The following is a 26,176-nucleotide window of genomic DNA, read 5'->3' on the forward strand; positions in this document are numbered from 1 at the left end:
AATGCCGCCGCGCTCATTCCGCCGCCCCCTCCCCGCCGGTACGGCGCTCGGTGCGGTCGCGGTCCTCGGTGCGCTCCATCTCCAGCTCGACGACGGTGCCGCCGTCGGGCGCGGCGCGCAGCCGGGCGGTGCCGCCGTTGCGCTCCATCCGGCCGATGATGGATTCCCGTACGCCCATCCGGTCCGCAGGGACCGCGTCCAGGTCGAAGCCGGGGCCGTGGTCGCGCACCGAGACGAAGACCGTACGGCCCTCCACCTCGGCGAACACCTGGACGGCGCCGCCCTCGCCACCGTACTTGGCGGCGTTGACCATCGCCTCGCGCGCGGCCTGCATCTGGGCCCCGAGCGCCTCGTCCAGGGGGCAGTCGCCGACGACCACGACCTCGATGGGGACGCCGTGGTGGTCCTCGACCTCGGCGGCGGCCGCCCGCACGGCCTCGGCCAGCGTCGCCGGCTCCTCGTCCTCGTCCTTGCCGCGGCCCTCGGGCTTGTAGAGCCAGGCGCGCAGCTCGCGCTCCTGGGCGCGGGCCAGCCGGGCCACTTCCCTGGGGTCGTCGGCGTTGCGCTGGATCAGGGTGAGGGTGTGCAGGACGGAGTCGTGGACGTGCGCGGCGACCTCGGCGCGCTCCTGGGCGCGGATGCGCATCAGGCGTTCCTCGGAGAGGTCCTGGGTTATCCGCACGAGATAGGGGCCGGCCAGCAGGGCGATGCCGATGACGACGGCGAGCGCGGCCTGGAGCACCGAGCCGAGGTTCTGCACGGAGCCCTGCAGGACGACGATGCCGGTGACGCCGGCGCCGACCAGGAGCACACCGGCCGCGCCACGCACCATCGGCAGCAGGCCCTTGCGGCGCCCGAGCTCCAGCCACTGGGCGCGGCGGGAGTTGTCCGCCTGGCGCCAGACCAGGGCGACGCCGGCGCCGATCAGCAGCACCGGCCAGAGATAGACGTTGGCCCGGCCCGGCTGGAACCGGGAGGCCACGATCGCCGCCCCCACCAGGAGCGCGATCAACGCCAGGACCTGCCCCTTGTCGGGCCTGCGGCCGAGCAGGCGCCGCCGGTCCTCCCCGGGCGCGGACGGCCGGGTCCCGACGCCGCCGACGCCCAGCGGCACGAAGAACCAGAAGGCGGCGTAGAGCAGGGCGCCCATGCCGTCGGCCATGAAGAGCGCGACGAAGACGATCCGCACCCAGGAGACCGGGAGGCCGAGGTGCCCGGCGAGACCGCGTGCCACGCCGCCGAGCAGCCGCCCCTCGGCGCTGCGGTAGAGCTTGCGCACGGGCGGGTCGTCGGGGTCCGGCGCCGGGGCGTAGATCGTCTCGGCGCGGGGTGGCGCTGTGGTCATGCCTCAGATCGTCACACGCCGGCCGGGCCCGGGACATCAGGGTCGACCCTGAACCGTCCCTGAGCCGGCCCGGGGTTCTCCTGCGGGCCGCTCAGCCCGTCGGCGCGGTTTTCCGGAACCCGTCCTTCACGTTCGCGAAGACCGCTTCGTACCTGGACCAGTCCGCTGACGGCGCGGAGACGTAGAGGGCGTACTCCTTGCCGCCCTCGCGGCCGAAGCCGAGGTCGATGCCGCGGAACTCGCGGGCCCGGCCCTGGAAGGTGAACTCCCAGATGGCGGCCGGGTCGCCCTGGAAGACGGTGTCCTGAAGGCGGAGCCGCTCGTAGCGTGGGTACCGGGCCTTGACGTCGGATTCGACGCTCTTGAAGTGCTCGACCTGGTCCGCCGAGGAGAAGTCCAGCCCGCTGACCGTGAGTTGCGCGAGGCCGGTGTTCGAGGTGTAGACGATCTGCCTGCCGCCGTCCGTGACTTCCCGCCGCCAGCCGGACGGCACCGGGAAGGACGCCGCGATGCTCTTCTCCGTGACCCGGCGGTACCCCTTGGGGGTGGGCGGCGGCGGACTGACGCTGGCGTGCGGCGCGCTGGGCAGGACGGGCGTACTCATGTTGCCGGTGTCGTTGCCGGATGCGGACCCGTCGTCGCGGTGGTTCAGGTACCAGGCGGCGCCTCCGCCGCCCCCGGCGATCAGGAGGCCGAGGACGGCCCAGGCCACGATCCGGCCGCGGCGCCTGCGCGGGGCCGCGTCAGCCGTCACCACGTCCGTGCGGGCACCGGCGACCGGCCGGCCGGTCCTGCCGGCCGCCAGGAACATCGAGCCGGTGGCCTCGGCATCCGCGGCGCCGGCGGAATGGTGCGCCCCGGGGGCGGCGACGGCGGCCGTCCCCGTGGTGGTGGCGGTACCGGCGGTGCTCCCCGTGGGCGCGCCGGTGTCCGTGCGTTCTCCGGTCCCGGTGCCGCTCTCGGCGTCCACCGGGGCGGAGGTCCGCGTCACGGGCCGGGTGAGGGCCTCGGACGGTTCGCCCACCGCGGTCCTGCCGCGGCCGGCCGTGCCCAACGCCAGCGTGGGCCAGCCCATCAGCGCGGTGTCCGCCTCGGCCTCGGCGGCCCGCAGCGCCTGCTCGACGACCTCGGCGGTGGGCCGGTCGCCCGGCTCCTTGGCGAGCAGCGCCTCGATCAGTGCGCCGAGCTGGCCGGCGTTGCGCGGAGCCTCCAGCGGGTCGACGGCGATCGCGTACGCCGTCTCCACCGCGGTGTTCTTACGGAACGGAGGCTTCCCCTCGACCGCCTGATAGAGCGTCGCGCCCAGCGCCCACAGGTCCGAGGCGGGACCCGGCGTCGAGCCCTTGACCCGCTCGGGCGCCAGGTAGTCGATGGAGCCGACCAGTTCGCCGGTCTTGGTGAGGGTGGAGGTGCCGGTGGCGACGGCGATCCCGAAGTCGGTGAGGACCACCCGGCCGTCCTCACCGAGGAGGACGTTGCCCGGCTTGACGTCGCGGTGCAGCACACCGGCGGAGTGCGCGGCCCGCAGCGCGGCGATCATGCCGCGGCCGATCCGGGCGGCCTCCCGGGGCGTGAGGTAAGTGCCGGACCCGGCCGCCTCCTTGATGGCGTCGCCGAGCGTCGAGGAGGGGACGTACTCCATGACGATGCACGGCGACCCCTCGTCGTCCACGACGTCGTGCACGCCGACGACGTTGGGGTGGTTGATCCGCGCGGCGGCCTGCGCCTCCCGGGTGGTGCGGGCGTGGCGGGTGGCGAGTTCGTCCGCGTCCAACTGGGGTGAGACGTGCAGGCGCTTGACCGCGACCTGGCGCCCGAGAAGCTCGTCCCGGGCCCGCCAGACGGTGCCCATCCCGCCTCGGCCTATCCGCTCGACCAGGCGATATCGCCCGGCGACCAGTCGCCCCTCATCCGCCGACGCCGCTTCCGCCACCGCACGCCCCTCCGGAAACCCGTACGTATTCAGGGCGCAACGATAGTCTTCGGCAGGCCGGAACAGACCTCCGGCCACCGCCACGACGTGTCTTTTTCCTGTGCGAACCACGGCCCGCGGGGCTTGCGCGGCCCCTGCGCGGGAAATGTTACCGCCGCCGCCTCCGTCCGGCGCCGCCGCCTCCCGCCGCGGCGACAGCCCCGCACGAGGCCGTTACAGCCGTTACACCGGCCGACGTCCGACCGTGACCCGCAGCCGTCACGGCGGCCCGCCCACGCCCCCAGGGGAGGCATCGGGGACACATCAGGGTCGCCTCGGGGGATATCAGGGATCGGCCAGGGTTTTCACCGATACCGCGATCGCCGCCGCGCTTGTCACCATGGCTCCATGAACGATGCACCCACCGCCGCGCAGCCGGCGGCCTCCGGCCCCGCGGACCCGGCCCCGCCGCCGCACGCCCCGCTGCGCCGCAGCCGGCGGCACAAGGTCGTCGCGGGCGTGTGCGGCGGCCTGGGCCGGCAGTGGGACGTCGATCCGGTGATCTTCCGGGTCGTGCTCGCCGTGCTGTCCATCGGCGGCCTCGGCCTGATCTTCTACGGCTTCGCCTGGCTGCTGATCCCCCTCGACGGCGAGGAGGAGAACGAGGGCCGCCGACTGCTCTCCGGCCGCGTCGAGGGCTCGGCACTGTCGGCCCTGCTGTGCGCGCTGGCCGGCTGCGCGCTGTTCCTGACCACGCTCGGCAAGGGCAGCATGCTGACCTTCGCGATCATGGTGACGCTGGCCGTGGCCGGCGCCGCCTACTGGTCGCGCCGGCGCCGCCGCGCGCAGACCGAGGGCCCCGGTGCGGTGGACGCCGCCACGGCCCAGGCGGTCGCAGACGCCCCGCCGGAGGCCACCGCGCCCCCGGCGCCCAACAGCCCCTCCTGGTGGCGCGATCCGCGCACCGAGCCGCTGCTGCGCCGGGGCTATCTCTGGGGCCCGGAGGACGCCCGGCTGGAGATCACCTACGACTTCACCCACGGGGGGCCGGACGGCCCCCGTCCGCGCGGCAGTTGGTCCCCGGGGTCCGGCCCCGCGGCTGCGCCGCGCCCCGCCGCCGTCCCGCCCCGGCCGGTCCGCGCCGCCGGCCGGGGGATCGGCGGCCGTACGTTCCTGCTGGCCGCCGTGGCGGGCACCGGCACCGCCCTCGGCGTCTCCCGGCACGCCGCGCTCGCCCCGTCCCTCCAGGCGGGCCTGGCCGCCGCGCTGGTTGTCTTCGGGCTGGGCCTGGTGCTGAGCGCCTGGCTGGGCCGCACGGGCGGCGGCACGGTCTTCATGACGGTGCTGACGGCCGCGCTGCTGGCGGGCGCGATGGCGCTGCCCGCCAACATCACCGCCGCCTGGCAGCACCGCACCTGGGCCCCGACCACCGTCGCCGCCGTCCAGCCGCACTACGCGGTCGGCTCCGGCGAGGCCCGACTCGATCTCGGCCAACTCCCCCTGAAGCCCGGCACGACGGTCCGCAGCAGCGCGGAAGTCGGCGCCGGCCGGCTCGTGGTGACGCTGCCACCGGGCACCACCGCGACCCTCCGCCTCCAGCTGGACGTCGGCGACATCCAGTTGCCGGGCGACGCGGCCAACGACGTGGAGATCATCGCCGGCCACCGCGAGCGGCAGGTCACGCTGCCCGCCGAGGGCCTCAAGAAGGGCGAGAAGCCGCGCGGTGCGGTGGAGCTCGACCTCAGGGTCGGCGCCGGTCAGCTCGCCATCGAGCGCGCCACGCCGTCCCCGCCGGCCACCTCGTCCATCTCGTCCGCGCCCCCGGCCACGACTCCCCAGGGACCCTCCCAGTGAAGCGCCATCCCTTCGAGCCCGGCCGGCTGATCGCCGGTGTCGCCGCCCTCGTCGTCGGCGCCGGCTACGGCCTCGACGCCCTCGGCCTCTGGCACGCCCCCGGCCCCTGGCTGTTCTTCGCCCTCCCCGCCGGTCTGCTGCTCGCCGGGATCACCACCGCCGTGTGGGCCACCGTCCGCCGTCACCACCAGCGGGACGCCCCGCCCCGGCCGCCGTCATGACCGGCGCCCCGCCCGCCCGGCGGCCGAACGCGCGGGGCTCGCCCCGGTCAGCCGTAGAGCCGGGTGCCGTGCCGACGGCGGCGGTTGGCCAGCGCCGCGTCCAGCGAGAAGCCCGGCGCACCGGCCAGCACCAGCGGCGTCCAGGCCATCAGGTAGGCGAGGTCGTTGCCGTAGTAGTAGGGAGTGGCGGGCCAGCTCACGGTGAGCCACAGCGTCAGCGAGATCAGCGCGCCGCCGAGGGCCGCCAGTCGCCCCAGCAGCCCCAGCAGCGTCCCGATGCCGACCAGAACCTCGCCGCCGGCGATCGCATAGCCGAAGGCCACCGGGCTGCGCTGTGCCAGCTCCACCAGTTGTGGCAGCGCGGCGCTGCCGTGCACCTGCCCCAGCAGTGCGCCGAGCGATCCTTTCCCGCCGGCGGCCAGGAACGCCGGGTCGGTCAGCTTCTGGAGTCCCGCGTAGAGGAAGGTGGCGCCCAGGAAGATCCGCAGCGGAAGCAGTGCCAATCGCCCCGCCCCGCCGCGGAGTCCGCCGGCCCGGGCCTCGCCGACGTCGACGGGATGTGTGCGGTGTGCGTGAGCCATGACGTCCGCCTCTCCGTTGCCACCGGGGGCAGCCGATTGTGCCGGTGCCCGCACGGCTTGGCGAGATGCGTACGCACGGACGCGCGGGATTCCCTCGCGCACCACCCGCGGGGCCGCCACGCGCCGCTCCGGCGGCCGCGGGAACCCCCGGGCCACCGGTGCGGCGGAGCGCTCGTCCCACGCGGACCGCCCCGGCATCCGCCCCGCGCGGACCGCGCGCGGCCACGGGCGCCGTCCGGCTGCGTCAGTCCTGGACCTCGATGCGATAGGCCCGCGTCTCCGCCCCGGCCGCCGTGATCACCCGGACGTCCACGGGCCCCGGCTCCACATCGACCGGCACCGGCACGGTCAGCACCCCGTCCGTCGGGTTGGCGAACCCTCCGGGCACCGGCACGAGCGGTACGGGCACATGCACCCCGCCGATCCGGACGACCGTACGAGCCAGCCCGTCCGGGGTGCCCGCGCCGGGCGGGACGAAACCGGCGCCGCGGATCTCGATGTCGTCGCCGGTGCGGATCGGCGCGGCGAGATCGCCCAACTCCCGCGCGCGGACGACGGAGAGGATCACCGGCCTGCCCCCGGCGACGGCCTTGCCCGCCAGATACGTCACCCCGGAGAGCGCCGCCAGGACGACCAGCACCCAGGGGAGCGCGGGCAGTCGGGCCGGGTCGGCGGCCAGCCGGACCAGTGTGAACGCCAGCACCGCGGCGTTCACCAACACATACTGCGCGTCGGTGAAGCTGCCGCGGCCCGCGTCGTCCGCCAGCAGGTCGGCGGCCCGGGGCCGGTCCGCCGGGATCTTCTGCACCCGCCCGGAGCGGACCCGTCCGGCCGTCATCCCGTAGGCCAGCACCGCCACCGCGCAGCCGACGGCCAGTATGGCCAGCAGCCCGCCCGAGGCGAGCAGCCCGAGCCCGGAGAGCAGGCGCCGCCGGGCGTCCGGGCCGGGCGCCACCGCCAGATGGACGGCGAGCGTCAGCACGGCGTAGAGCACCGCCGCCACCCAGGCCGCGGCGATCGCACGGGAGGTGGACAGCCGGCGGTCCTCGCCGACCAACGGGGCCAGGGCGCCGCCCTGTTCACGAAGGAGCCAGGCCGCCGCCGCCGCCCCGAGGGCGAGGACGGCGGCCGCGGTCAGCGTGGCCGTGCGGCCGGCCGTCCAGCCGGACCCGACGGCGGTCAGCGCCTGCCCCAGCAGCAGCGCCAGCACCATGGCCCACACCGCCACCACGGTGTGCCGGCGGGCGGCCGCCGGCCAGGAGGCGCCCTCGGCGGCGCCGCGCTCGGCCAGCAGCCGTGCGGACAGCGTCAGTTCGTCCGACACCCACTGCCGGGCGGCACCGGCGGAATGCGCCAGACCGGCCGGCACCCCGCGCCCGGCGGCGAACTCCTCACGGAGCGCGACGAACGCCGCGAGCGCCTGCCGGTGCCCCTCGCGGGCCCCGTGCGGGCACCGTCCGCAGCGGCACGCGCCACCGTCACCGGGCGCCCCGCCACCCCCCGGCTCACTCCTTCCGGCCACTGTGCTCGCCGAATCCACCGACACGTCCGTACCGCCCCGCCGCCGCTTGTCTCAACTTCTCGTCTCTCAACGGGAATTGTGCCCCAGGTCACCGGTCGGGCCGGTAATCGTCCTGGTCACGGAAGTCCCGTACGGCGTCAGCGGGTTGACGCTCAACTGTGCTCCCGTCGCAGCAGGCGTCCGGACGCCGCCCGGACGCCCTGTCGCGCACTTCCCCCGTTCGGGCGAATCGCCGTCGAACAGGGGCTGCGCGGCCCGGGCGCTGCGCAGGCTTCCCGCCGTGCGCGAGACACACGAATCCGACCGAACGGGCACCGCCCCGCGCCGGACCCGACCCCCGTTCGCCACCCTGGTCCGCGCCGCGGCCCTGGCGCTGGCCGCGGCACCGACGCTCGCGGCCGCCCTGGCCCTGCTCACGCCCCCGCCGGCCGCCGCCCGCACCGGAGCGCTCCCACGGCCGGCCGGCGACAACTGCGCCTATGCCGGCACCTCGCCCCCCGTACACCTGCCCACCGACTTCCCCGTGCCGCCCGGCTGGCACATCCCCTGCACCAAGCCCACGCCCACCCCCACGCCCCCTCCCCGGCCCCACCCCTCACCGCCGCCGGCCCCACCGCCCGCCCCACCCGCACCACCGCCACGCCCCTACCCGCGCGTCACCCCGGCCGCCCCCACGCCCCGGCCCGCGCCCCCGGCCCCGCCGGTCCGCAGTACGCCACCGGCCCCGCCGCCGCCCTCGCCGCCGCCCGCGCGCCACCTGGCGGCCCCGGTCCCCCCGCGCCCGCCCGCCTATACACCGACCCGCGCCAAGCCGCACCACGCGCGCTCCGTGGTGACCAGGACGTTGCTGGTCACCACCCCCGCCGTGCTGGCCTGCGCCGCGCTCCGTCCCCGTTCGCGCTCCGCGTCCCGCTCCGCCGGGCGCGGTTCCTCGTAGGAGGTCTCCATGTCGCAATGGCTGGTGCTGACCATCGCCATGGCCGCGGTCTGCGGCGTCGTCCTGACCATCACCGTCCTCAAGGAGCGCCGGATCGGCGAGGACGACGACCCGTCCGAGACGCCCGATGTGATCGAGTACCTCACGATGATGGTCGGGGTGGTGTACGCGATCGTGCTGGGCCTGGCCATCGCCGGCGTCTGGGAGGCCCGGAGCACCGCCGAGGACACCGTGCGGGCCGAGGCGCAGGCGCTGCACGAGGTCAGCACGCGGGTCCAGGTCTGGCCGGCGCCCGTACGGGACATCATCCGCAAGGACGTCGACTCCTACGTCGACTACGTCGTCCACAAGGAGTGGCCGGTGATGGCCGAGCGCGGGGAGCTGACCGAGCGGGGCGCCGACCTGCTGGCGAAGGTCCGCACCGACGTCATGGGCTACCACCCGCGGGACGACTACGAGCGGGAGTCCTACCAACCGCTCGTCGACCAGGTCGCGGCCGCGGACAGCGCCCGGATGGGCCGTTCCGACGCGGCGGACTCCACGCTTCCGGGGGTGGTGTGGTTCGGGCTGATCATCGGGGGCCTGATCTCCATCGGGGTGATGTACACGCTCCAGATCCGGCGTTCGGGGCGGGAGATGCTGATGGCCGGCGTGTTCAGCGCGCTGATCGCCTTTCTGCTGTTCCTGGTCTGGGACTTCGACGCGCCGTTCAGCCGGGGGCTGCCGGCGGCCGCGGACCCGTTCCTGAATCTTTTCCCGCAGAAGTGACGCAGAACGGGCGCGGAAGTGACGCAGAGCGGGCGGCAGGAAGCGACAGGAGTGGAGAACGTACAACGAGCGTCGGCCCGCGGCCACTTGGGCCGCGCTGGCCCGCCCCGCTGTACGGGCAGGCGGCCGGTCAGCCGAAAAACTCGGGTTCGGCGCGCGCGATCTGCTGGTACAGCGGCTGGTAGTTGATCCACGCGACCAGGTCGCTGCCCAGCTGGTCCCGGGTGCGCAGCGCGTCCTGATGGCCGATCGGCACCGGTTTGCCGGCCGCCTTCGCCGCCAGCTGCACCTGGCAGCAGCGCTCCATCGTGAGGAACCACCAGGCCGCCGCGTCGACCGAGTCGCCGACCGTCAGCAGTCCGTGATTGCGCAGGATCACGGCCTTGCGGGGGCCGAGGGCGGCGGCGACCCGGCGCCCCTCCTCCTCGTCCACCACCACGCCCGTATAGGCGTCGTAGAGGGCGTGGTCCTCGTAGAAGGCGCAGGCTTCCTGGGTGATCGGGTCCAGGGGCTCCCCGAGGGCGGCGAGCGCGCGGCCGTGCGTGGAGTGACTGTGGGCGACCGCGACGACGTCCGGGCGGGCCCGGTGGATCTGCGCGTGGAGGGTGAACGCCGCCTGGTTGACGTGGTGGCGGCCGTCGACGACCTTGCCCTCGCCGTTGACGAGAATCAGGTCGCCGGCGGTCAGCAGCGCGAAGGGGATGCCGAACGGGTTGGCCCAGAAGCAGTCGGCGAACTCCGGGTCCCGCACGGTGACTTGGCCCGAGACGCCCTCCTCCAGGCCGTGCCGCGCGAACAGGCGCAGCGCCGCCGCCAGGCGCTCCTTGCGGTACCGCCGCTCGTCCTCGACGGTCTCGTGCGTCGGCGGCATCGCGAAGTGCAGTTGATCGGTGGGTATGGGCGTCGGCTCGGGCATCGCGGCTGTCCTCCTGGCGCGGGTCCTTACGCACAACTCAGGGCGCTCGGGCGGAAGCTACCTTCCGATTCCCTGGGAGGCCAGGCCCGCGCCAGGACCGCAGGCAGTCGACCGCCGTCGCTCAGGGGCGCTTGTTGATGGCGGTGAGATCGATATCGATGGGGAAGGGAACCGAGACCTTGATCCGGCTGTGGAAGATGCCGGTGGGCGCGTAGGAGTTGGTGGCGGGGTCCAGTTCGTAGACATACACGACCGGGAGCCCCTCGTCCTCTTCCACTCTCCAGTAGTGCTGGATCCCAGCGGCCGCGTATTTGCGGGGCTTGACCTCGCGGTCCCGGTCCTCGGAGTCCTCGGACACGACCTCGACTGCCAGGATGACATCTTCCGCCTGGTAACAGGTCTGCCTCGGGCCGGCGTCAGCCTCCGCCCGGAACACCAGAACATCAGGCTCGGGACGGTTCCTCTTGTTGAGCTTGATGGCCATCTCACGGATGACGTCCAACTCGTCGGGCGCCTGAGAGAGAAGGGTGATCTCGAACAGGCGCATGGCCCGTGAGTGGAAATTGGTCTGCGGACTCACGAAGACGAGACTCCCGTCGATCAGCTCCGTGTGCGGAGGAAGGTCCGGAAGCCGGTCAAGGTCGTCCGCGGTCCAGCCGCCCGGCGGCGGGACGGGGTAGTTGTAGTGCTCGTCCAGCTCGTCGAGGTCGTACTCAGGTGCGGCGCTCATAAGTGCTCCCATGCGACGGAGTCTCGCCTGTGCAGCCAGAGTACCGAGCGGGAACGACAACGCCGCCGCTCAAACGAGTGAGCGACGGCGTGTGTCAGGAACGTCAGCGGGAGATCAGCAGGTGTTCACTCCCACTCGATGGTGCCCGGCGGCTTGCTGGTCACGTCGAGGACGACGCGGTTGACGTCCGCGACCTCGTTGGTGATGCGGGTGGAGATGCGGGCCAGGACCTCGTACGGCATGCGCGTCCAGTCCGCGGTCATGGCGTCCTCGGAGGAGACCGGGCGGAGCACGATGGGGTGGCCGTAGGTGCGGCCGTCGCCCTGGACGCCGACCGAGCGGACGTCGGCGAGCAGGACCACCGGGCACTGCCAGATCTCGCGGTCCAGACCGGCCGCGGTCAGCTCCTCGCGGGCGATGGCGTCGGCCTCGCGCAGCAGGTCCAGGCGCTCCTGGGTGACCTCGCCGACGATGCGGATGCCCAGGCCCGGGCCGGGGAACGGCTGGCGGTGCACGATCTCGTCCGGCAGGCCCAGCTCGGAGCCGACCATCCGGACCTCGTCCTTGAACAGCTTGCGCAGCGGCTCGACGAGCTCGAACTCCAGGTCCTCGGGGAGGCCGCCGACGTTGTGGTGCGACTTGATGTTCGCGGTGCCGGTGCCGCCCCCGGACTCGACGATGTCCGGGTAGAGCGTGCCCTGCACCAGGAAGGCCACTTCCTCGCCCTCGGCGCCGGCCTCGGCGACCAGCTCCGCCTGGGCCTGCTCGAAGACCCGGATGAACTCCCGGCCGATGATCTTCCGCTTCTGCTCGGGCTCGGAGACGCCCTTCAGCGCGTTCAGGAACCGCTCGCTGGCGTCGACGACCTTGAGCTGCACGCCGGTCGCCGCCACGAAGTCCTTCTCGACCTGCTCGGTCTCGCCCTTGCGCATCAGGCCGTGGTCGACGTAGACGCAGGTCAGCTGGTCGCCGATGGCCTTCTGGACGAGGGCGGCGGCCACCGCCGAGTCGACCCCGCCGGAGAGCCCGCAGATCGCCCGCTTGCTGCCGACCTGCGCGCGGATCGCGGCGACCTGCTCCTCGACGACGCTGGTGGTCGTCCACGTCGGCTCGATGCCCGCGCCGCGGTAGAGGAAGTGCTCCAGGACCTGCTGGCCGTGTGTGGAATGCATCACCTCGGGGTGGTACTGCACGCCGTAGAGCTTCTTCTCGTCGTTCTCGAAGGCGGCGACCGGGACCAGGTCGGTCGACGCGGTGACGGTGAAGCCCTCGGGGGCCGCGGAGCAGGCGTCGCCGTGCGACATCCACACGGACTGCTCGCTGGGGGTGCCCTCGAAGAGGGTGGAGCCCGGCTTGCTGACCGTCAGCGCGGTGCGGCCGTACTCACGGGCACCGTTGTTGTCGACCGTGCCGCCGAGGGCGGTGGCCATCAGCTGGAAGCCGTAGCACATGCCGAAGACCGGGACACCGGCCTCGAACAGCGAACGGTCGAGGCTGGGGGCACCTTCGGCGTAGACCGACGACGGACCGCCGGAGAGGATGATCGCCCGGGGGTTCTTGGCGAGCATCTCCGCCACCGGCATGGTGGACGGCACGATCTCGCTGTAGACCCGGGCCTCGCGGACCCGGCGGGCGATGAGCTGGGCGTACTGCGCGCCGAAGTCGACAACGAGGACGACGTCCGGTGCGGCGGCAGGGGGCGCTGATGGCACTTCGGCGGCCTTCCGGCGGTGTGGAGCAGGGGTTGGACTTTCGATTCTAACGGGCTCATACTGAACGCCATGTTCCAGCAGCACAGCTTCGCCTTTACCTATGGCACCGGCCCGTCCGGCTGCCATGGTCGTGCTGCTTGATCGACTGACACACGACTTCCCCAGGCGCCCCGGGCCGATGACGGTCCGGGGCGCTGGTGTTTTTGTCCGGGACGGTCATCGGTCTCCAGGCTTCGGGGCCCTCACCCCAGGAGAGACGGACATGACCATGACGAGCAGCACCGCGCCGACGACCACGCCCGCCACCCCGGCCGCCGGCCCCGCCCCGGACTCCGGCGCACGGACCCCCGAGGCGGCCGAGGTGATCCGGGACGCCCGGCGCCGGGTCGACGATCTCGACGGCCGCATCATCGGGCTGATCCAGGAACGGATGGCCGTCTCGGCGGTCGTCCAACGCGAACGGATCGCCTCCGGCGGGCCGCGCCTGAGCCTCTCCCGCGAGATGGAGGTGCTCGGCCACTACCGCGACCAGCTCGGCCGCCAGGGCACCGCGCTGGCGATGACCCTGCTGGAGCTCTCCCGGGGCCGGGTCTGAGACCGGCTCCACCCCCGGCTCGCGGCCGGATCCGATCGGTCGCGCGGCCGCTTCCGGGCCGGATCCGCGTGGGGGCCCTGCTGGAACTGAGTTCGGGTGCCCTCTCACCCGTACGGCGCGTGACCGGTTCCGGAGAGGGGTCGTTGTTCCCGGTGCCACGCCAGCCAGGCGCGGCCTGCAGGACTACGCGTAGACGCCGCCCCACGGGCGGAAAGCCGGAGCGATGAGACGCCGGCCGCTGGCAGCGGTCCGCATCGTGGGACCTCGTTCCGGTCCGTGACCGGTCAGCAGGGGACAGCAGCCCGGTCACACCGATGGGGTGGTCGGTCCTGGGGACGCCCGGGACCGACCGCATCCGTCGGACCGACCGCATCCGTCGAAACGGTTGCGCCAGGTGAGACGCATCGAGCACGATGCCTGACGAGCCGCAAACCGCGAACCGTCTCCGGTACGGACCCTCGCCTCGCCCGGCATGGTCCACACCCTGAGCGACAGCGGCCTCGCGCACGACCCCGCACCATCCCCATACCCCGCACCACCCCGATGAGCCAGCGGCGCTCCCCCCAGCGCCGCACGTCGGTGCCGGCGCTGCCCTGACGCCGGCACCGAAAGCCAAGGGCCCCGTGGCCTCCGCGTTCCCCCCTCGCGGAAGATTCCGGGGCCCTTCGCTGTGGGTGGGCGGCGCGCTCCCGATGACTCCGGTTGAACCACCAACCCTTTTTGGTGAGGGCGGCTCCTGCTGGGGGGGGAACTGCCCTTGCTGGTGCAGGTAGTTGGGGTGGCTGCGGCTACTCCCGGGCTTTCCCTGAGTTCTCTGAGTTCTCTGAGTTCTCTGAGTTCTCCGAGCTGTCCGAGTTCTCTGATCTTGGTGGGACCGAAGGGATGGGCAGGAGAGGGAGTTTGAGGGCGGCGAAGGCGGAGGCGGGGACGGCCGGGTGGCGGGGCGCGACGGGCGTCACGCGGGCGTAGGGCTGTCCGGGGGCCGGGCGCGGGTCCGGCTCGCCCTTGTTGGGCCACAGGGACATGGCGCGTTCGGCCTGGGCGGTGATGGTCAGGGACGGGTTGACGCCGAGGTTGGCGGAGACCGCGGCCCCGTCGACGACCGAGATGCCCGGGTGGCCGTAGAGGCGGTGGTAGGGGTCGATCACGCCGTGGCCGGCGTCCGCACCGATGGGGCAGCCGCCGAGGAAGTGCGCGGTGAGCGGAGTGCCCATCAGCTCGCCGATGTTGCTGCCCGCGAAGCCGTTGATCTCCTGGGCGAGCAGGGTGGCCGCCTCGGTGGCCGCCGGGATCTGGTCGGGGTTGGGGGCGCCATGGCCCTGCCGGGCGGTGAGCAGGCCCTTCCCGAGGCCGCGCGGTTTGCGGTACGTGGTCAGGGAGTTGTCCAGGGACTGCATGACCAGGCCGATGATGGTGCGCTCGGACCAGCGGCGGTTGGAGAGCGAGCGGAGCGCCAGCAGCGGGTGGCGGACCATGTTGCCGGCCCAGCCCAGGACCCGTCCGGCCGGGCGGTACGGGACCTGAAGCACCGTCAGGCTGCCCATGGAGTTGGAGCCCTTGCCGTAGCGGACCGGCTCGATGTGGGTGTTCTCGTCCGGGTGGATGGACGAGGTGATCGCGACGCCCTGGGTGAAGTCGACCCGGTCGGCGCCGTGCCGCCTGTGGTAGCGGCGGCTGGTGGTCTGCGCGCCCACCAGCGCCTCGGAGTTGGTGCGGGTCAGGGTGCCCAGGCGGTCGGAGAGGTACGGCAGCAGCCCGCTGTCCTTCATGCGGTGCAGCAGCGTCTGCGTGCCGTAGGTGCCGGCGGCGAGGACCACCCGGCGGGCGGTGAACGTGCGGCCGGCGCCCTTCTTCTTGTTGTCGGTGGGCAGCGTCCGGACCGCGAAGCCGCCGCGGGAGTCCTCGGTGAGGGCGACGACCGAGGTCATCGGGTGGATCACCGCACCCGCCCGCTCGGCGAGGTGGAGGTAGTTCTCGGTGAGGGTGTTCTTGGCGCCGTGCCGGCAGCCGGTCATGCACTCGCCGCACTCGGTGCACGCCCGCCGGGACGGGCCCGCGCCGCCGAAGTAGGGGTCGGCGACCTCCCTGCCGGGCTTCGCGCGCGGCGTGCCGTCGGCGTCCTCGCCGTCGCCGAAGAACACCCCGACCGGGGCCATGTGGAAGGAGTCGCCGACGCCCATGGCCTGGGCGGCCGCCTTCAGATGGACGTCGGACGGGGTCATCGTCGGGTTGAGCCGGACACCGAGCATCCGCCGGGCCTGGTCGTAGTACGGCTTCAACTCCTGTTGCCAGTCGGTGATCCCGCGCCACTGGGGGTCGTCGAAGAACGCCTTGGGCGGGACGTAGAGGGTGTTGGCGTAGTTGAGCGAGCCGCCGCCGACGCCGGCGCCCGCCAGCACCATGACGTTGCCGAGCAGGTGGATGCGCTGGATGCCGTAGAGGCCGAGGGCCGGGGCCCACAGGTAGTTCTTGAGGTCCCAGGAGTTCTTGGGCAGGGTGTCGCGGGTGAAGCGGCGGCCGGCTTCGAGGACGCCCACGCGATAGCCCTTTTCGGTCAGGCGGAGGGCGGAGACGGAGCCGCCGAAGCCAGAGCCGATGACTACGACGTCGTAGTCGTAGTCGTAGTCGTAGCCGTGGTCGGCGTCGGTGGGGTGGTGGGCGGGGTTCTCCTGTGGCACCGGTACCTCCGTATCCGTAGTTCGGGGCTCCGCCCCGGACCCCGCTCCTCAAACGCCGGAGGGGCTGAAATTTCCAGCCGGAGGGGCTGAAAACAAGGGCTGAAAAAGAGGGGCTGGAATTTTTCAGCGCAGGCGGAGGGCCTTCATGGTGCGCAGGCTGCGGGTCATGAAGGCGGCGTACTTTTCGTCGGTCATGCCGAAGGACGGGGCCAGGGGCATCAGCCTCTGTTGGGCGACGGTCTGGGCCTCGGTGTACTTGAGGATGCCCTCGGAGCCGTGGCGGCGGCCCAGGCCCGAGTCGCCCATGCCGCCCATCGGGGACTGCACGCTGCCGTAGCCGGCCGCGTAGGACTCGTTGACGTTGACCGTGCCGGTGCGCAGCCGTGCCGCGACCGCCCGGCCGCGTCGGCCGTCCTTGGTCCAGACGCTGGAATTCAGGCCGTACGGCGTGGCGTTGGCGCGGGTCACCGCCTCGTCCTCATCGCGGAAGCGGTAGATCGAGACGACCGGGCCGAAGGTCTCCTCGCCGCAGACGGCCATCGGCGGCTCGACGCCCTCCAGGATGGTCGGCTCGTAGAAGAGCGGGCCGATGTCGGGGCGGGGGCGGCCGCCGGCGAGCACCCGCGCGCCCTTGGCCACCGCCTCCTCCACGTGCCGGGTGACGGTCTCCAGCTGGCGCGCGCCGACCAGCGAGCCCATGTCGGCGCCGTAGGCGAGGGCGTTGCCCAGACGCATGGCCTTCGTGCGGGCGGCGAAGCGCTGGAGGAAGTCGTCGGCGATGGACTCGTGGACGTAGAGGCGCTCGATGGAGATGCACAGCTGGCCCGCGGAGGAGAAGCAGCCGCGGACGGCGCCGGCGGCGGCCTTCTCCACGTCGGCGTCGTGCAGCACCAACATGGCGTTTTTCCCGCCGAGTTCGAGGGAGACGCCGACGAGGCGGGCGGCGGCGCCCTGGGCGACCTCGCGGCCGGTGCGGGTGGAGCCGGTGAACGAGACGTAGTCGGCGTGCCGGACGACCTCCGGGCCGATGACCGGGCCCTCGCCGAGCACCACCTGCCAGACGTCCTCCGGGAGCCCGGCCTCGATCAGCTGCTCGCGCGCCCACAGGGCGGTCAGCGCGGTCTCGGTGTCGGGCTTCATGACCACGGCGTTCCCGGCGGCGAAGGCCGGCAGGGCGTCGCCTACGGTCAGCTCGAAGGGGTAGTTCCAAGGGGCGATCTGGCCGACCACGCCGCGCGGTTGGCGGAGTTCGGTGACCTTGGTCAGGGTCGGGACGACGCCGGTGTGGCCCTTGGGGCGGAGGTAGGCGGGGGCCTTGCGGCCGTAGTGGCGGGCGGCGACGGCGACCGCCTGCACTTCCTCGTGGGCGTGCAGCCGCGCCTTGCCGGTCTCCAGCTGGATCAGGTCGAGCACCTCGGCCTGGCGGCGCAGGACCAGGTCGTGGAAGCGGAGCAGGACCGCGGCGCGCTGCCGGACCGGGACCTTCGCCCAGCGCTCCTGCGCGGCCCGGGCGCGCTCGAAGGCGGTGGCGACATCCTCGGGGGTGGACTCGGGCAGGTCCGCCAGTTTCTCCCCGGTGAACGGGGTGTGGTTGGCGGTCTGCCCGCTGCCGACCACGGCGCGGGTGAGGCGGGCGGCCACCTCCGGGGGGACGACGTCCGCGGCGGTACGGGTGCCGGGCGCGGCGAGCGCGACCGGGTTGCCGTCGGCGGGGGCCTCGCCGGTGGCGGAGGCGGAAGTTCCGGTGTCCTGGTCCTGCGAGTCCGTCATGCGGGCGAGCGTATTCGTCCGGGACCGCTTTGTGTACCCGGCAGTAACAGGTTTTCGCGCGCGGCACACGATCGCGCCAGTGTTTGCTGGCCGTAAGGGCACTGGTCTGGGCGGATGGGGCTGACGGGGCGGATGGCCGGTGCCGGCGGGCAGGTCGCCGGGCGGGTCGCTCGGTGTCCGGCCGGCCGGGCTCAGCGTCCGGCCAGCTGGAAGGAGTCGATCGCGGTGTCGAACTGCCGCTTGGCGTCCGCGCGGGAGGCGACCGGCGAGGAGATCCAGATGTCCATCATCCGGCCGCCCTCGTTCCAGCTGAGGTCGTAGGTGTAGCGGGCGCCGGCGTCCTGGGCGCTGCCGTCCCAGACGAACTCCCAGCGGCCGGCCTGGAGGCCGTTGTGGGTGGTCTCGACGACGGTGCCGTCGCGGTAACCGGGGTAGTTCTTCGGCCCGTTGGTGTCCGCCGTGCGCATCGCGCCGATCGGCCCCTCCGGCACCGGCTTCTGCAGCTGCACGCCGATCCGGAAGCGCTTGCCCTCGGAGTAGTAGTAGACCCGCGAGTTCTCGTAGGAGCGGGTGAAGCCGGTGGGGACGGCTATGGTGAAGCCGGCCGGGTCCCGGACGGTCCGGTAGCCGGGCGGGGCCTGTGCGGCGCCGTCGCGCCCGGCCGACGCGGTCACCGTGACCGTGGGGACGAGGTCGCCCGGCGCGATGCCCTGCGGGTTCGACGAGCCCGCCGGCCCAGGGGTGCCGGAGGAACCGGGCGGGCCCTGCCGTCCCTTCTTCCCCTTGGGCGTGCCCTTGTGTGTGCCCTCGTGTGTGGTCGCCTGCGCCGACGTACCGGTGTGCGCGGCGGTCAGGTCGTCGGTGGCGCGGTCGCCGTCCCCGTTGGCCAGGAAGGCGGTGACGCCGGCCGCGGCACCACCGATGCCGACGACGGCGGCGGCCGCCACCAGGGCGAGGCCCCTCCGGCGGGCCTGGGGGCGAACGGCGGCCCGTACGGGCACACCGGGGGCGGTGGCCGGTATGGGGCTGCTGGGGACGGCGGCCGGTACGGAGGTGGCGGGGGCGGCGGCCGGGACGGAGACGCCGGGGGCGGCAGCAGGGGCTGAGACGCCGGCTGCGCCGTCCCGGTGGCCGGGGGTCGCGGCGTGTCCCACCGGGGGCGGCGCGAGTTCCGCCGCGCCGGGCCCGGCCGGGCCACCCGGGGTGGGCAGCAGCGGCGTACTGGCGGGCCGGGCGAGCCGGAAGGGGTCGTCGGCCGGAGGGCGGCCCGAGCCCGCGGGAGTCGCGGGGACGGGCGCACCCGGCCGGGCGCCGGTGCGGCGCTCGGCGAACGGATCGCGCTCAGCGAAGGGGGCACGCTCAGTGAACGGATCGCGCTCGGCGAACGGATCGCGGGCCGGGGCCGGGACGCCGCTCAGCAGCCGCTCCGCCGCGTCGATGTCCAGCCGCCGCCGCGGATCGCGCTCCAGCAGGCCCCGGACCGCCTCGCCCAACGGCCCGTCCACCGACGGGAGTTCGATGTCCTCGTAGACCACGGCGTGCAGCACCCTGGCCATGGAGTCCCGGCGGAACGGCGTCACGCCACTGAGGGCGGCGCACAGCAGCACGCCCAGCGACCACAGGTCGGCCTCCGGGCCGGCGCCGCGCCCGGCCATCAGCTCCGGCGCGGTGTACTCCGGCGACCCGACGAAGCCGCCGGCGCCGGTCAGCGTCGTCGCCCCGGGCACCTGGGCGATCCCGAAGTCCGTGAGCACCACCCGGTCACTGCCGTCCTCCAGCAGCACATTGGCCGGTTTGATGTCGCGGTGCAGCACGTCGCGGGCGTGCGCGGCGCGCAGCGCGCCCAGCAGCGCCCGGCCGATCCGGGCCGCCTCGTCCGGCGCGAGCGGCCCGGCGGCCGCCAGCCGGTCGGCCAGCGACGGGCCCGCCACCAGCTCCATCACGATCCACGGCCGCCCGTCCTGCTCGACCACGTCGTGCACCACGATCACGTTCGGGTGCTTGACCTGGGCGACCGTGCGTGCCTCCCGCATCGCCCGGTCGCGCTGCACCCGGGCCTCGGGCTCGGCCACCAGGTCGTCCAGGTTGAGTTCCTTCACGGCCACCTGGCGGCCGAGCAGTTCGTCCGTGGCCCGCCAGACCGTTCCCATGCCACCGCGGCCCAGGCGAATGCCCAGTCGGTAGCGGTCACCGATCAGCCGGCCTTCTCCCCCGAAGATGCCCATGGCGCTATCTTGCCGCACGACCGGCTGCCGGATGACGGCGGCTACCTCCCCAACACCCGCTTGGATACGGCCCGTTACTGCCAACATGACATGAATGCGACCGCCACCTGCGCCGGTTGGGAAAATGACCGGAACCTCCCTTCCCTTGTGGTCCACTGTCTGTATGGAGGCAGTCATAGCGAGCGTCGTCGCCGTCTTCGGGACCCTGTTGGGGTCCCTCGTCACCCACCACTTCCAGGGCCGGTCCGCCGAGCGCAGCGAGCGGTTCGCCCGCGCGGAGCGGCTTCGGCAGGAGCGAATCGATGCATACTGCGCGTACGCGGGTGCGCTGCTGGACTACCGCCGGGTCCTCGTCCACCGCTGGTTCGTACTGCACGAGGGCGAGCGCTGCGCCGAGGACACCCCGGAGCTGCGCGAGGAGGTCTACAAGAGCCGCTACGCGGCCCAAGAGGCCATGTTCCGGGCCCAGATGGTGAGCGACGACCCGGAGGTCCTGGACCGCACCGAGCGGATCATGGCCGAGGTGACCGAACTCCACTGGGCCGCGGACCGCAACGCCCTCACCGAGCTGCGGGCCGCCACCCGCCGGGGCATCCGCGACTTCGTGGCGGCCACGGCCCGCCGGATGCGGTGAACGCCGGATGCGGTGAACGGGGGCGCGGGCGCGGCCGGGTCCGTATCTTGATCAACTCGCGACACACGGAACGGAACCTCCCCCGCCCCTCCGCCCGTCCTTGACACAGTGAGGCGGCGGCAGCGGCGGCAGCGGCGCCACCGGCGACACCTCCGCCACGGCAGCAAGCAGCGGGCAGCACGGAAACGGGGATCGGCCATGGTGATGCAGGACGGCGACGCGCTGGACGTCCGTCCGGGCGGCGATCCGTCCCGCGCCGCTCCGCACCACCACGGCGCGTACCACACCACCGCGTTCTTCCTCACGCTCTACGCTGCCGCGCTCACCGCCTGGACGGTGTACGGCATCGTCCAGGGCGACGGCTCCGTATGGGACTTCGTCGAGGGGCTCTTCAATCCGGGCGCCTCGCCCGCCTCCCAGCTCGTCGGGCCGTACGAGTGGGCGTTCGCCGCCGCGTTCCTCGCCACCGCCGGGCTCGCGGTGGCGCACCGCCGGCCGGCCCGCAGCGCGGCGCTGTTCTCCGGGTTCTTCCTGCTGGCCGTCTCGCTGCGGGAGATGATCGGCCTGTTCGACGCGGCCTACCGCGACCAGTACGCCACCGATCCGCTCGGCGGATGGGCGCTGGCCACCCGGGTACTGGGCCTGGTGGTCGCGGTGGTGGTGCTGGCCGCGATGCTCCCGGCGACGGAGGGAAGGGGGTGGGGGCGGGGCCGGAGTAAGTCCGCCGGGTCGGAGGGCCAGAGGCTGGGCCGGGGCGAGCCCGCCGGGTCGGAGGACCGGGGGCGGGGCCGGCGTGAATCCGCCGGAGCGGGGGAGCCGGGGCCGCACGGGAGCGGTGCGGACGCGTCCGTGCCAGGTCCCTGCGCCGGCGCCCGGGGCCGCCGCCTCTCCCGTATCTGCGGTGTCCTCTTCCTCGCCATGGGCGCGATCCGGCTCGCCTGGACCACCCGCGACCTGTCCACCGCCGAGATGGACACCGTCCGGTACCTCCGGGGCGCGGTGGACGGCTCGGTGCTGGGCACCCTCAACCTCGCCGCCTCCGCCGAATTCACCACCCTCGGCTCGATCCTGGGCTTCTTCGTCCTGGGCGTACTGGCCTTCCGCGCCCGCCGTGACGTCCGCGGCGCGCTGCTGGTCTTCGCCTCCGTGGAGCTGTACCTCACCGTCCGCACCGCGGTCTGGCTGGCCGTCACCGACTTCTTCAACCAGTCCTTCGAAACCCCCGACGGCACCCTCTCGATGGCCACCACCGCGTTCGGCCTGGCGTCGATGACGTCGGTGGTGGTGCTGGTGATGGGGTGGCGGCCGGGACGCGAGGGGGAGGCGGAGCCGTCGGGGGCGGCGGTGCGGGGTGATGCGACGTGATGCGACGTGCGGTGCTCCGCGGGCGTAGCGTGGTCGATACGTCCGTCTCGCGGGGGTGGCCATGGAGTTGTTCCACGAGGAGCCCGGCATCGGGGACCGCATCGCCCGGCTGCGTGCCCGGCGCAAGCTGGCCCAGGAAGGGCTCGCCGAGCGCGCCGGGTTGTCCGTCGACATCGTGCGCAAGCTCGAACAGGGCGTCCGCCGGACAGCCCGGCTGAGCACGCTCAACGCGCTGGCCCGTGCACTGGACGTGGAGACGTCCGCGCTGGTCGGCAAGCCCGCCACGTTCGAGGTGCGCGGCGACGGCGAGCAGCCGTCCGTACTGGCGCTGCGCCAGGCCGTCACTCCCGTGTCCGAGCTTCTCGGAGAGGAGCCGGACCCCGAGGACCCGCCGGACATCGCGGCCCTGCGTGCCTCGCTTCGCTCGACGGAGCGCATCCGCCGGGAAGGGCGCATGGCCGAAATCGGGGCGCTGCTGCCGCAGTTGATCAGGGACGCCAAGGCGGTGGCGCACGCGTCCACGGGGAGTACGGCGGCCGCCGCACGGTCCGTGCTCGCCGAGGCGTACCAGATCGCCGCGACGACGCTGGCGGCGCTGGGCAAGGAGGACGCCGCGTTCACCGCGCTCGAACGAGCGAGGGTGGCGGCGGCCGACGGGGACGATCCCCACCTGGAGGCCATGGGTTTCTCCAGCCTCGCCTGGGTCCTGACCAAGCAGGGGCGGTTGGCGGACGCCGAACGCGTCGCGCTCAGTGCTGCCGAGCGCATCGAACCGGGCTTCCGTTCACCGCCCGTGGAGTTGGCGCTGTGGGGCATCCTCCTGTTGCGGGCGGCGACGGCGGCCGTCCGGCTGGAGCGCCGGGACACCGTACTGGACCTGCTGACGCTGGCGGGCGCGGCGGCGGCCAGGATCGGCGCGGACCGGATCGACTACGCCACGCCGTTCGGCCCCACGAACGTCGGCGTGGCGAAGGTCAACTTCCTGGTGGAGATGGAGGACGGCGCGGAGGCCCTGCGCGCCGCGCGCACCGTTCCGGAGCTGCGGGCCCTGCCGCCCACGTGGCGTGCGCGCTTCCACGTCGACCGCGCCCTGGCACTCGCCGATCTGCACCACGACGAGGGAGCGGTGGCGGCCCTGCTCACGGCCGAGCGCACCGCCCCGGAGTGGATGCGCTACCACTCCACCAGCCTGCGCCTGGTGTCCGAACTCCGCGGGCGGGAAAGGCGGCGGACCTCTCCGTTGGTGGAACTCGCCGACCGGCTCGACCTCGACGCGTAGGACGCGGTCGTCGGAGGGAGTGACGCGGTCTTCCGAGGGAGCGGCGGGTGGGACAGAGCGTCCTACACCTCGCCCGAAGTGGCACAGGACGTCGCTGTCCGTGGGGTGCGCGTCCGCCTAGCGTTGCCGGCCCGTCGAGAACGACGGCCCCGGTCCGCGCACCGGACCGTGCCCGCCCACCGAACGAAAGCAGGCCAACATGTCGCATCCCGACGCCCGTTCCGACGCCCGTTCCGATGCCCGTTCCGATGCCTCTGCCGATGTCCGTCCCGATGCCCGTTCCGTTGCCGGGCTGCTTCCCTGGACCGGGTCCTCCGGCCAGCCCTGTTATCTGCTGACCGACCATACGGGCGACGGGCCCGTCTCCCGTTACGCGGACCGGATCGAGGCGCTGCAACTGAGGATGAGCGTCGGGCTGCTGGGCCACGCCGAGCCCCTCATCGACGACCCGTCGGCCGACGCCGGGCAGTTGCGGTTCCTGTCGGCGCAGTTGCGGACCGCCCTGGAGGACACCGTCCGGGTCGCGGAGAGCCGGGGCCGGCGGCTGGAGGAGTACCGACGGGCCGAGGAACCGGACGGTACGGATGGTGCCGAGGATATGGATGGTCTCGGCGATGCCGACGAGACGGGCGATGCGAACGATGCGGACGATGCGGACGCGTACGACTGGGGCACGGGCACCCGGGACACGAACGAAGCAAGCCGGTCGGACACGTCGGAGGAAGAGCAGATCGGCGGCGGGAGCGGCGGCGACAGGACCTCGTAGGCCCCTTATGACCGTTCGGGGGGAAGTCCCCTTCGGGCCGCCCCCGCGCGCCGGGGACGTCCGCCGCGTGTGGGGGCCGCGGCGGCCGTCGATGTGAGCTGCAACGCGTCCTGGGCTTGTGGCCTCTTCAGTGGTGCAGCATGTGAACCACTCTGCCCGCGGGGCCCGCCCCGCGCCATCGTCCGCAGGTCGGGCGAGGACCCCCGCCGGTCGGCGGGGTACGGGGCCCTCCTGAGGAGGACCCGGCGGCAGAGGACGGAGTCGCGCAGCGCCGGGCGGTTCCGGGGCTCGGACGGGAGTGTGGGAAGAAAGGGGCGGCCGGTGATCCGTGTCGCTGTGGTGGACGACGAGAGGCTCGTCAGGTCCGGACTGCGGATGATCCTGGGGACCGCCCCGGACATCGAGATGGTGGCGGACTGCGGCGGCGCGGAGGCCGTGGAGACCGTGCTGGGCTGCGCGGCCGAGGTCGTCCTGCTCGACATCCGGATGCCGGACGTGGACGGGCTGACCGTGCTACGGGGGTTGCGCGCCGCCCCGGAGCCGCCGGCGGTGGCGATGCTCACCACCTTCGACGCGCAGGAGTACCTGACGGCGGCGCTCCGGGAGGGCGCGGCGGGCTTCCTCCTCAAGGACTCCGACCCGGAGCAACTGGTGCGGGCGGTACGGACCCTGGCGGCGGGCGGCAGTGTGCTGGACCCCGGGGTGACCCGGGCGGTGATAGGCGGCTATCTGACGGCCGAGGACCAGGCCGCCGCGGCCCACGCGGTGAGCGGGCTGACGCCGCGCGAGTCGCAGGTGCTGGCGCTGCTGGGCGAGGGCCTGGGCAACGCGCAGATCGCGGAGCGGATGGGGCTGGCGCCCAGCACGGTGAAGGACCATGTGCGGGCGCTGCTGGCCAAGTTGGGCGGCATCAACCGCATACAGGCGGCGATCGTCGCGGACCGCGCGGGCCTGGTGGCGGGGGCTCCGCGGGGGTCCGGGTGAGAGCGGGGGCCCGGGTGACATCCGGCCGCCGGGGCGGCTCAACGCCCCGTGCCGGTATCGCCCGCCTCCGTGCCGGTATCGCCCGTCGCGCGGTCCGCCGACTCCGCCGCGGCCGGCTGTTCCGGTTGCTGTTCCGGTTGCTGCGCCGGATCGGCCCGGTGGTCGTCCCGGTGGTGCTCGCGATCGTCGACGCGCTGCTCGTCAACGGGCTGGAGATGGCCCTGGAGCTGGGCGTCTCGGTGGTCGCGGCGGGAGCCCTGCTGCTGCGGCGCCGCTGGCCGCTGCTGGTGTTCCTGGTGACGCTGCCGGGGCTGTACATCGGCTACATCTGGTTCGCGCCGATGATCGCCCTCTACACCCTCGCCGCGTCCCCCCGCCCCGGTTCCGCGCGCTCGGGAGGCACCCCCGCCCGGGTCCGCGTCCGGCTCGGCGTCTGTGCGCTGCTGCTGGTCACCGCGCACTTCCTGCCGTATCCGATCTCCGACTTCGAGCCGACCGCGTACCGCGAGAACACCCTGGTGCTGATCGACGCCGGTGTCACCTCCGCGGCGCCGATCGCGCTCGGCCTGCTGGTGCGAACCCGCCGCGAACTGGCCTCCCGGGTCGAGGACCTGACCCGCAGCCTGCGCCGCGAGGACCGGCTGCTGGCGGAGCGGGTGAAGACCACCGAACGGGCCCGGCTGGCCCGGGAGATGCACGACGTGGTGGCCCACCAGGTCAGCCTGATCAGCCTCCAGGCCGGTGCCGTGCAGGTGAGCACCGCGGACGAGGCGGCGCGGGACGGGGCCCGCACGATCCGCGAGCTGTCCGTCCGCACCCTGGAGGAGCTGCGGCACATGGTCGGCGTCCTCCGGGCGGCCGGCGGCGACGTCCAGGACACGGGCGAGTTGGCGCCGCAGCCGTCCCTGGACGAGTTGCCCCGGCTGATCGAGATGAGCGCGCTGGACGTGACGTACGAGGGGCCGGCGGCGGACGACGACGGCGCGGGAGCCGGGGCGGGCCGTCCGCGCGGCGCCAGGACGGTCGAGCGGGCCGCCTTCCGCACCGTCCAGGAGGCGCTCACCAACGTCCGCAAACATGCGCCGGGGGCGCGGGTGCGGGTCCGGGTCGACGCGGTGGAGCTGGGCGCGCCGGGCGGCGCGGGGGCGGCGGAGCGGGCGCGGGACGGGCTGCGGGTGGAGATCCGCAACGGGCCGCCGGACGCGACGGCTTCGGTCCCCGCGCTCCCCGGGGGCGGACATGGTCTGGTGGGGCTGCGCGAACGCGCGCAGAGCCTCGGCGGGACGCTGGAGGCGCGGCCGACATCCGAGGGCGGCTTCGTCGTACGGGCGGAGTTCCCGTACGGGGCGGCGGGGTGACCGCCTGGCCCGCGGCCCGTATGG

At 73.5% G+C, this 26,176-nt stretch carries 21 protein-coding genes; 11 read left to right on the top strand and 10 right to left on the bottom strand.

What is annotated here, in order from left to right; translation table 11 throughout:
* Nucleotides 1-13: 13 nt before the first annotated feature.
* Nucleotides 14-1,345: a PspC domain-containing protein gene (locus ACRAS8_RS14065; protein ID WP_438486372.1), complete on the bottom strand. Its 1,332-nt coding sequence runs from the start codon at nt 1,343-1,345 to the stop codon at nt 14-16.
* A 91-nt stretch (nt 1,346-1,436) separates the two neighbouring features.
* Nucleotides 1,437-3,278 carry a serine/threonine-protein kinase gene (locus tag ACRAS8_RS14070; RefSeq protein ID WP_438486374.1) on the bottom strand — a complete coding sequence of 614 codons (1,842 nt, stop codon included), beginning with the start codon at nt 3,276-3,278 and terminating at the stop codon, nt 1,437-1,439.
* A gap of 387 nt (nt 3,279-3,665) precedes the next feature.
* On the opposite strand from ACRAS8_RS14070, the gene ACRAS8_RS14075 reads away from it, so the two are divergent.
* Nucleotides 3,666-5,111 carry a PspC domain-containing protein gene (locus ACRAS8_RS14075; protein ID WP_438486376.1) on the top strand — a complete coding sequence of 482 codons (1,446 nt, stop codon included), beginning with the start codon at nt 3,666-3,668 and terminating at the stop codon, nt 5,109-5,111.
* Complete coding sequence (locus ACRAS8_RS14080; protein ID WP_438486378.1) at nt 5,108-5,332, top strand: hypothetical protein; 225 nt, start codon at nt 5,108-5,110, stop codon at nt 5,330-5,332. The genes ACRAS8_RS14075 and ACRAS8_RS14080 overlap by 4 nt, the downstream gene beginning before the upstream one ends.
* Before the next feature lie 47 nt (nt 5,333-5,379).
* On the opposite strand, the gene ACRAS8_RS14085 is transcribed toward ACRAS8_RS14080, so the two are convergent.
* Together ACRAS8_RS14085 and ACRAS8_RS14090 are read right to left on the bottom strand one after the other, a co-directional pair.
* Nucleotides 5,380-5,913 (bottom strand): TQO small subunit DoxD, encoded by a 534-nt coding sequence (locus tag ACRAS8_RS14085; protein ID WP_438486380.1) that lies wholly within the window; start codon nt 5,911-5,913, stop codon nt 5,380-5,382.
* Nucleotides 5,914-6,157: 244 nt separating this feature from the next.
* Nucleotides 6,158-7,435: a hypothetical protein gene (locus ACRAS8_RS14090; RefSeq protein ID WP_438490476.1), complete on the bottom strand. Its 1,278-nt coding sequence runs from the start codon at nt 7,433-7,435 to the stop codon at nt 6,158-6,160.
* A 280-nt stretch (nt 7,436-7,715) separates the two neighbouring features.
* On the opposite strand from ACRAS8_RS14090, the gene ACRAS8_RS14095 reads away from it, so the two are divergent.
* Both ACRAS8_RS14095 and ACRAS8_RS14100 read left to right on the top strand, forming a co-directional pair.
* Nucleotides 7,716-8,372: a hypothetical protein gene (locus tag ACRAS8_RS14095; RefSeq protein WP_438486382.1), complete on the top strand. Its 657-nt coding sequence runs from the start codon at nt 7,716-7,718 to the stop codon at nt 8,370-8,372.
* 9 nt (nt 8,373-8,381) lie between these two features.
* Nucleotides 8,382-9,140, top strand: a complete 759-nt coding sequence (locus tag ACRAS8_RS14100) for a DUF4239 domain-containing protein (protein WP_438486383.1) — start codon at nt 8,382-8,384, stop codon at nt 9,138-9,140.
* 130 nt (nt 9,141-9,270) lie between these two features.
* On the opposite strand, the gene ACRAS8_RS14105 is transcribed toward ACRAS8_RS14100, so the two are convergent.
* The 3 genes from ACRAS8_RS14105 to guaA form a co-directional block, all read right to left on the bottom strand.
* Nucleotides 9,271-10,092 carry a class II aldolase/adducin family protein gene (locus ACRAS8_RS14105; RefSeq protein WP_438486385.1) on the bottom strand — a complete coding sequence of 274 codons (822 nt, stop codon included), beginning with the start codon at nt 10,090-10,092 and terminating at the stop codon, nt 9,271-9,273.
* Between the two features lie 85 nt (nt 10,093-10,177).
* Nucleotides 10,178-10,786: a Uma2 family endonuclease gene (locus ACRAS8_RS14110; protein ID WP_438486387.1), complete on the bottom strand. Its 609-nt coding sequence runs from the start codon at nt 10,784-10,786 to the stop codon at nt 10,178-10,180.
* A gap of 125 nt (nt 10,787-10,911) precedes the next feature.
* On the bottom strand, nt 10,912-12,498 hold the full coding sequence (guaA, locus tag ACRAS8_RS14115) for a glutamine-hydrolyzing GMP synthase (RefSeq protein WP_438486389.1): 1,587 nt from the start codon (nt 12,496-12,498) through the stop codon (nt 10,912-10,914).
* 262 nt (nt 12,499-12,760) lie between these two features.
* Between guaA and ACRAS8_RS14120 the strand changes: the two genes are divergently transcribed.
* On the top strand, nt 12,761-13,093 hold the full coding sequence (locus ACRAS8_RS14120) for a chorismate mutase (protein WP_438486391.1): 333 nt from the start codon (nt 12,761-12,763) through the stop codon (nt 13,091-13,093).
* Between the two features lie 788 nt (nt 13,094-13,881).
* Here ACRAS8_RS14120 and ACRAS8_RS14125 read toward each other — a convergent pair.
* The 3 genes from ACRAS8_RS14125 to ACRAS8_RS14135 form a co-directional block, all read right to left on the bottom strand.
* Nucleotides 13,882-15,771, bottom strand: coding sequence for a GMC family oxidoreductase N-terminal domain-containing protein (locus tag ACRAS8_RS14125; RefSeq protein WP_438486393.1), 1,890 nt, complete (start codon nt 15,769-15,771; stop codon nt 13,882-13,884).
* A 123-nt stretch (nt 15,772-15,894) separates the two neighbouring features.
* Nucleotides 15,895-17,541: a succinic semialdehyde dehydrogenase gene (locus tag ACRAS8_RS14130; RefSeq protein ID WP_438486395.1), complete on the bottom strand. Its 1,647-nt coding sequence runs from the start codon at nt 17,539-17,541 to the stop codon at nt 15,895-15,897.
* A gap of 191 nt (nt 17,542-17,732) precedes the next feature.
* On the bottom strand, nt 17,733-19,766 hold the full coding sequence (locus tag ACRAS8_RS14135; RefSeq protein ID WP_438486397.1) for a protein kinase domain-containing protein: 2,034 nt from the start codon (nt 19,764-19,766) through the stop codon (nt 17,733-17,735).
* A gap of 163 nt (nt 19,767-19,929) precedes the next feature.
* Between ACRAS8_RS14135 and ACRAS8_RS14140 the strand changes: the two genes are divergently transcribed.
* From ACRAS8_RS14140 to ACRAS8_RS14165, 6 genes are all read left to right on the top strand, one after another.
* Nucleotides 19,930-20,400 carry a hypothetical protein gene (locus ACRAS8_RS14140; RefSeq protein ID WP_438486399.1) on the top strand — a complete coding sequence of 157 codons (471 nt, stop codon included), beginning with the start codon at nt 19,930-19,932 and terminating at the stop codon, nt 20,398-20,400.
* Between the two features lie 198 nt (nt 20,401-20,598).
* Complete coding sequence (locus ACRAS8_RS14145) at nt 20,599-21,765, top strand: hypothetical protein (RefSeq protein ID WP_438486401.1); 1,167 nt, start codon at nt 20,599-20,601, stop codon at nt 21,763-21,765.
* Between the two features lie 61 nt (nt 21,766-21,826).
* Nucleotides 21,827-23,044, top strand: coding sequence for a helix-turn-helix domain-containing protein (locus ACRAS8_RS14150; RefSeq protein ID WP_438486403.1), 1,218 nt, complete (start codon nt 21,827-21,829; stop codon nt 23,042-23,044).
* Between the two features lie 199 nt (nt 23,045-23,243).
* Nucleotides 23,244-23,810, top strand: a complete 567-nt coding sequence (locus tag ACRAS8_RS14155) for a hypothetical protein (protein ID WP_438486405.1) — start codon at nt 23,244-23,246, stop codon at nt 23,808-23,810.
* 321 nt (nt 23,811-24,131) lie between these two features.
* Nucleotides 24,132-24,794 carry a response regulator gene (locus ACRAS8_RS14160; protein WP_438486407.1) on the top strand — a complete coding sequence of 221 codons (663 nt, stop codon included), beginning with the start codon at nt 24,132-24,134 and terminating at the stop codon, nt 24,792-24,794.
* A 14-nt stretch (nt 24,795-24,808) separates the two neighbouring features.
* Complete coding sequence (locus ACRAS8_RS14165) at nt 24,809-26,152, top strand: sensor histidine kinase (RefSeq protein ID WP_438486409.1); 1,344 nt, start codon at nt 24,809-24,811, stop codon at nt 26,150-26,152.
* Nucleotides 26,153-26,176: the final 24 nt, after the last annotated feature.

Origin of the sequence: Streptomyces sp. S186 (genome assembly GCF_051603415.1) — a bacterium.
Lineage (GTDB): Bacteria > Actinomycetota > Actinomycetes > Streptomycetales > Streptomycetaceae > Streptomyces.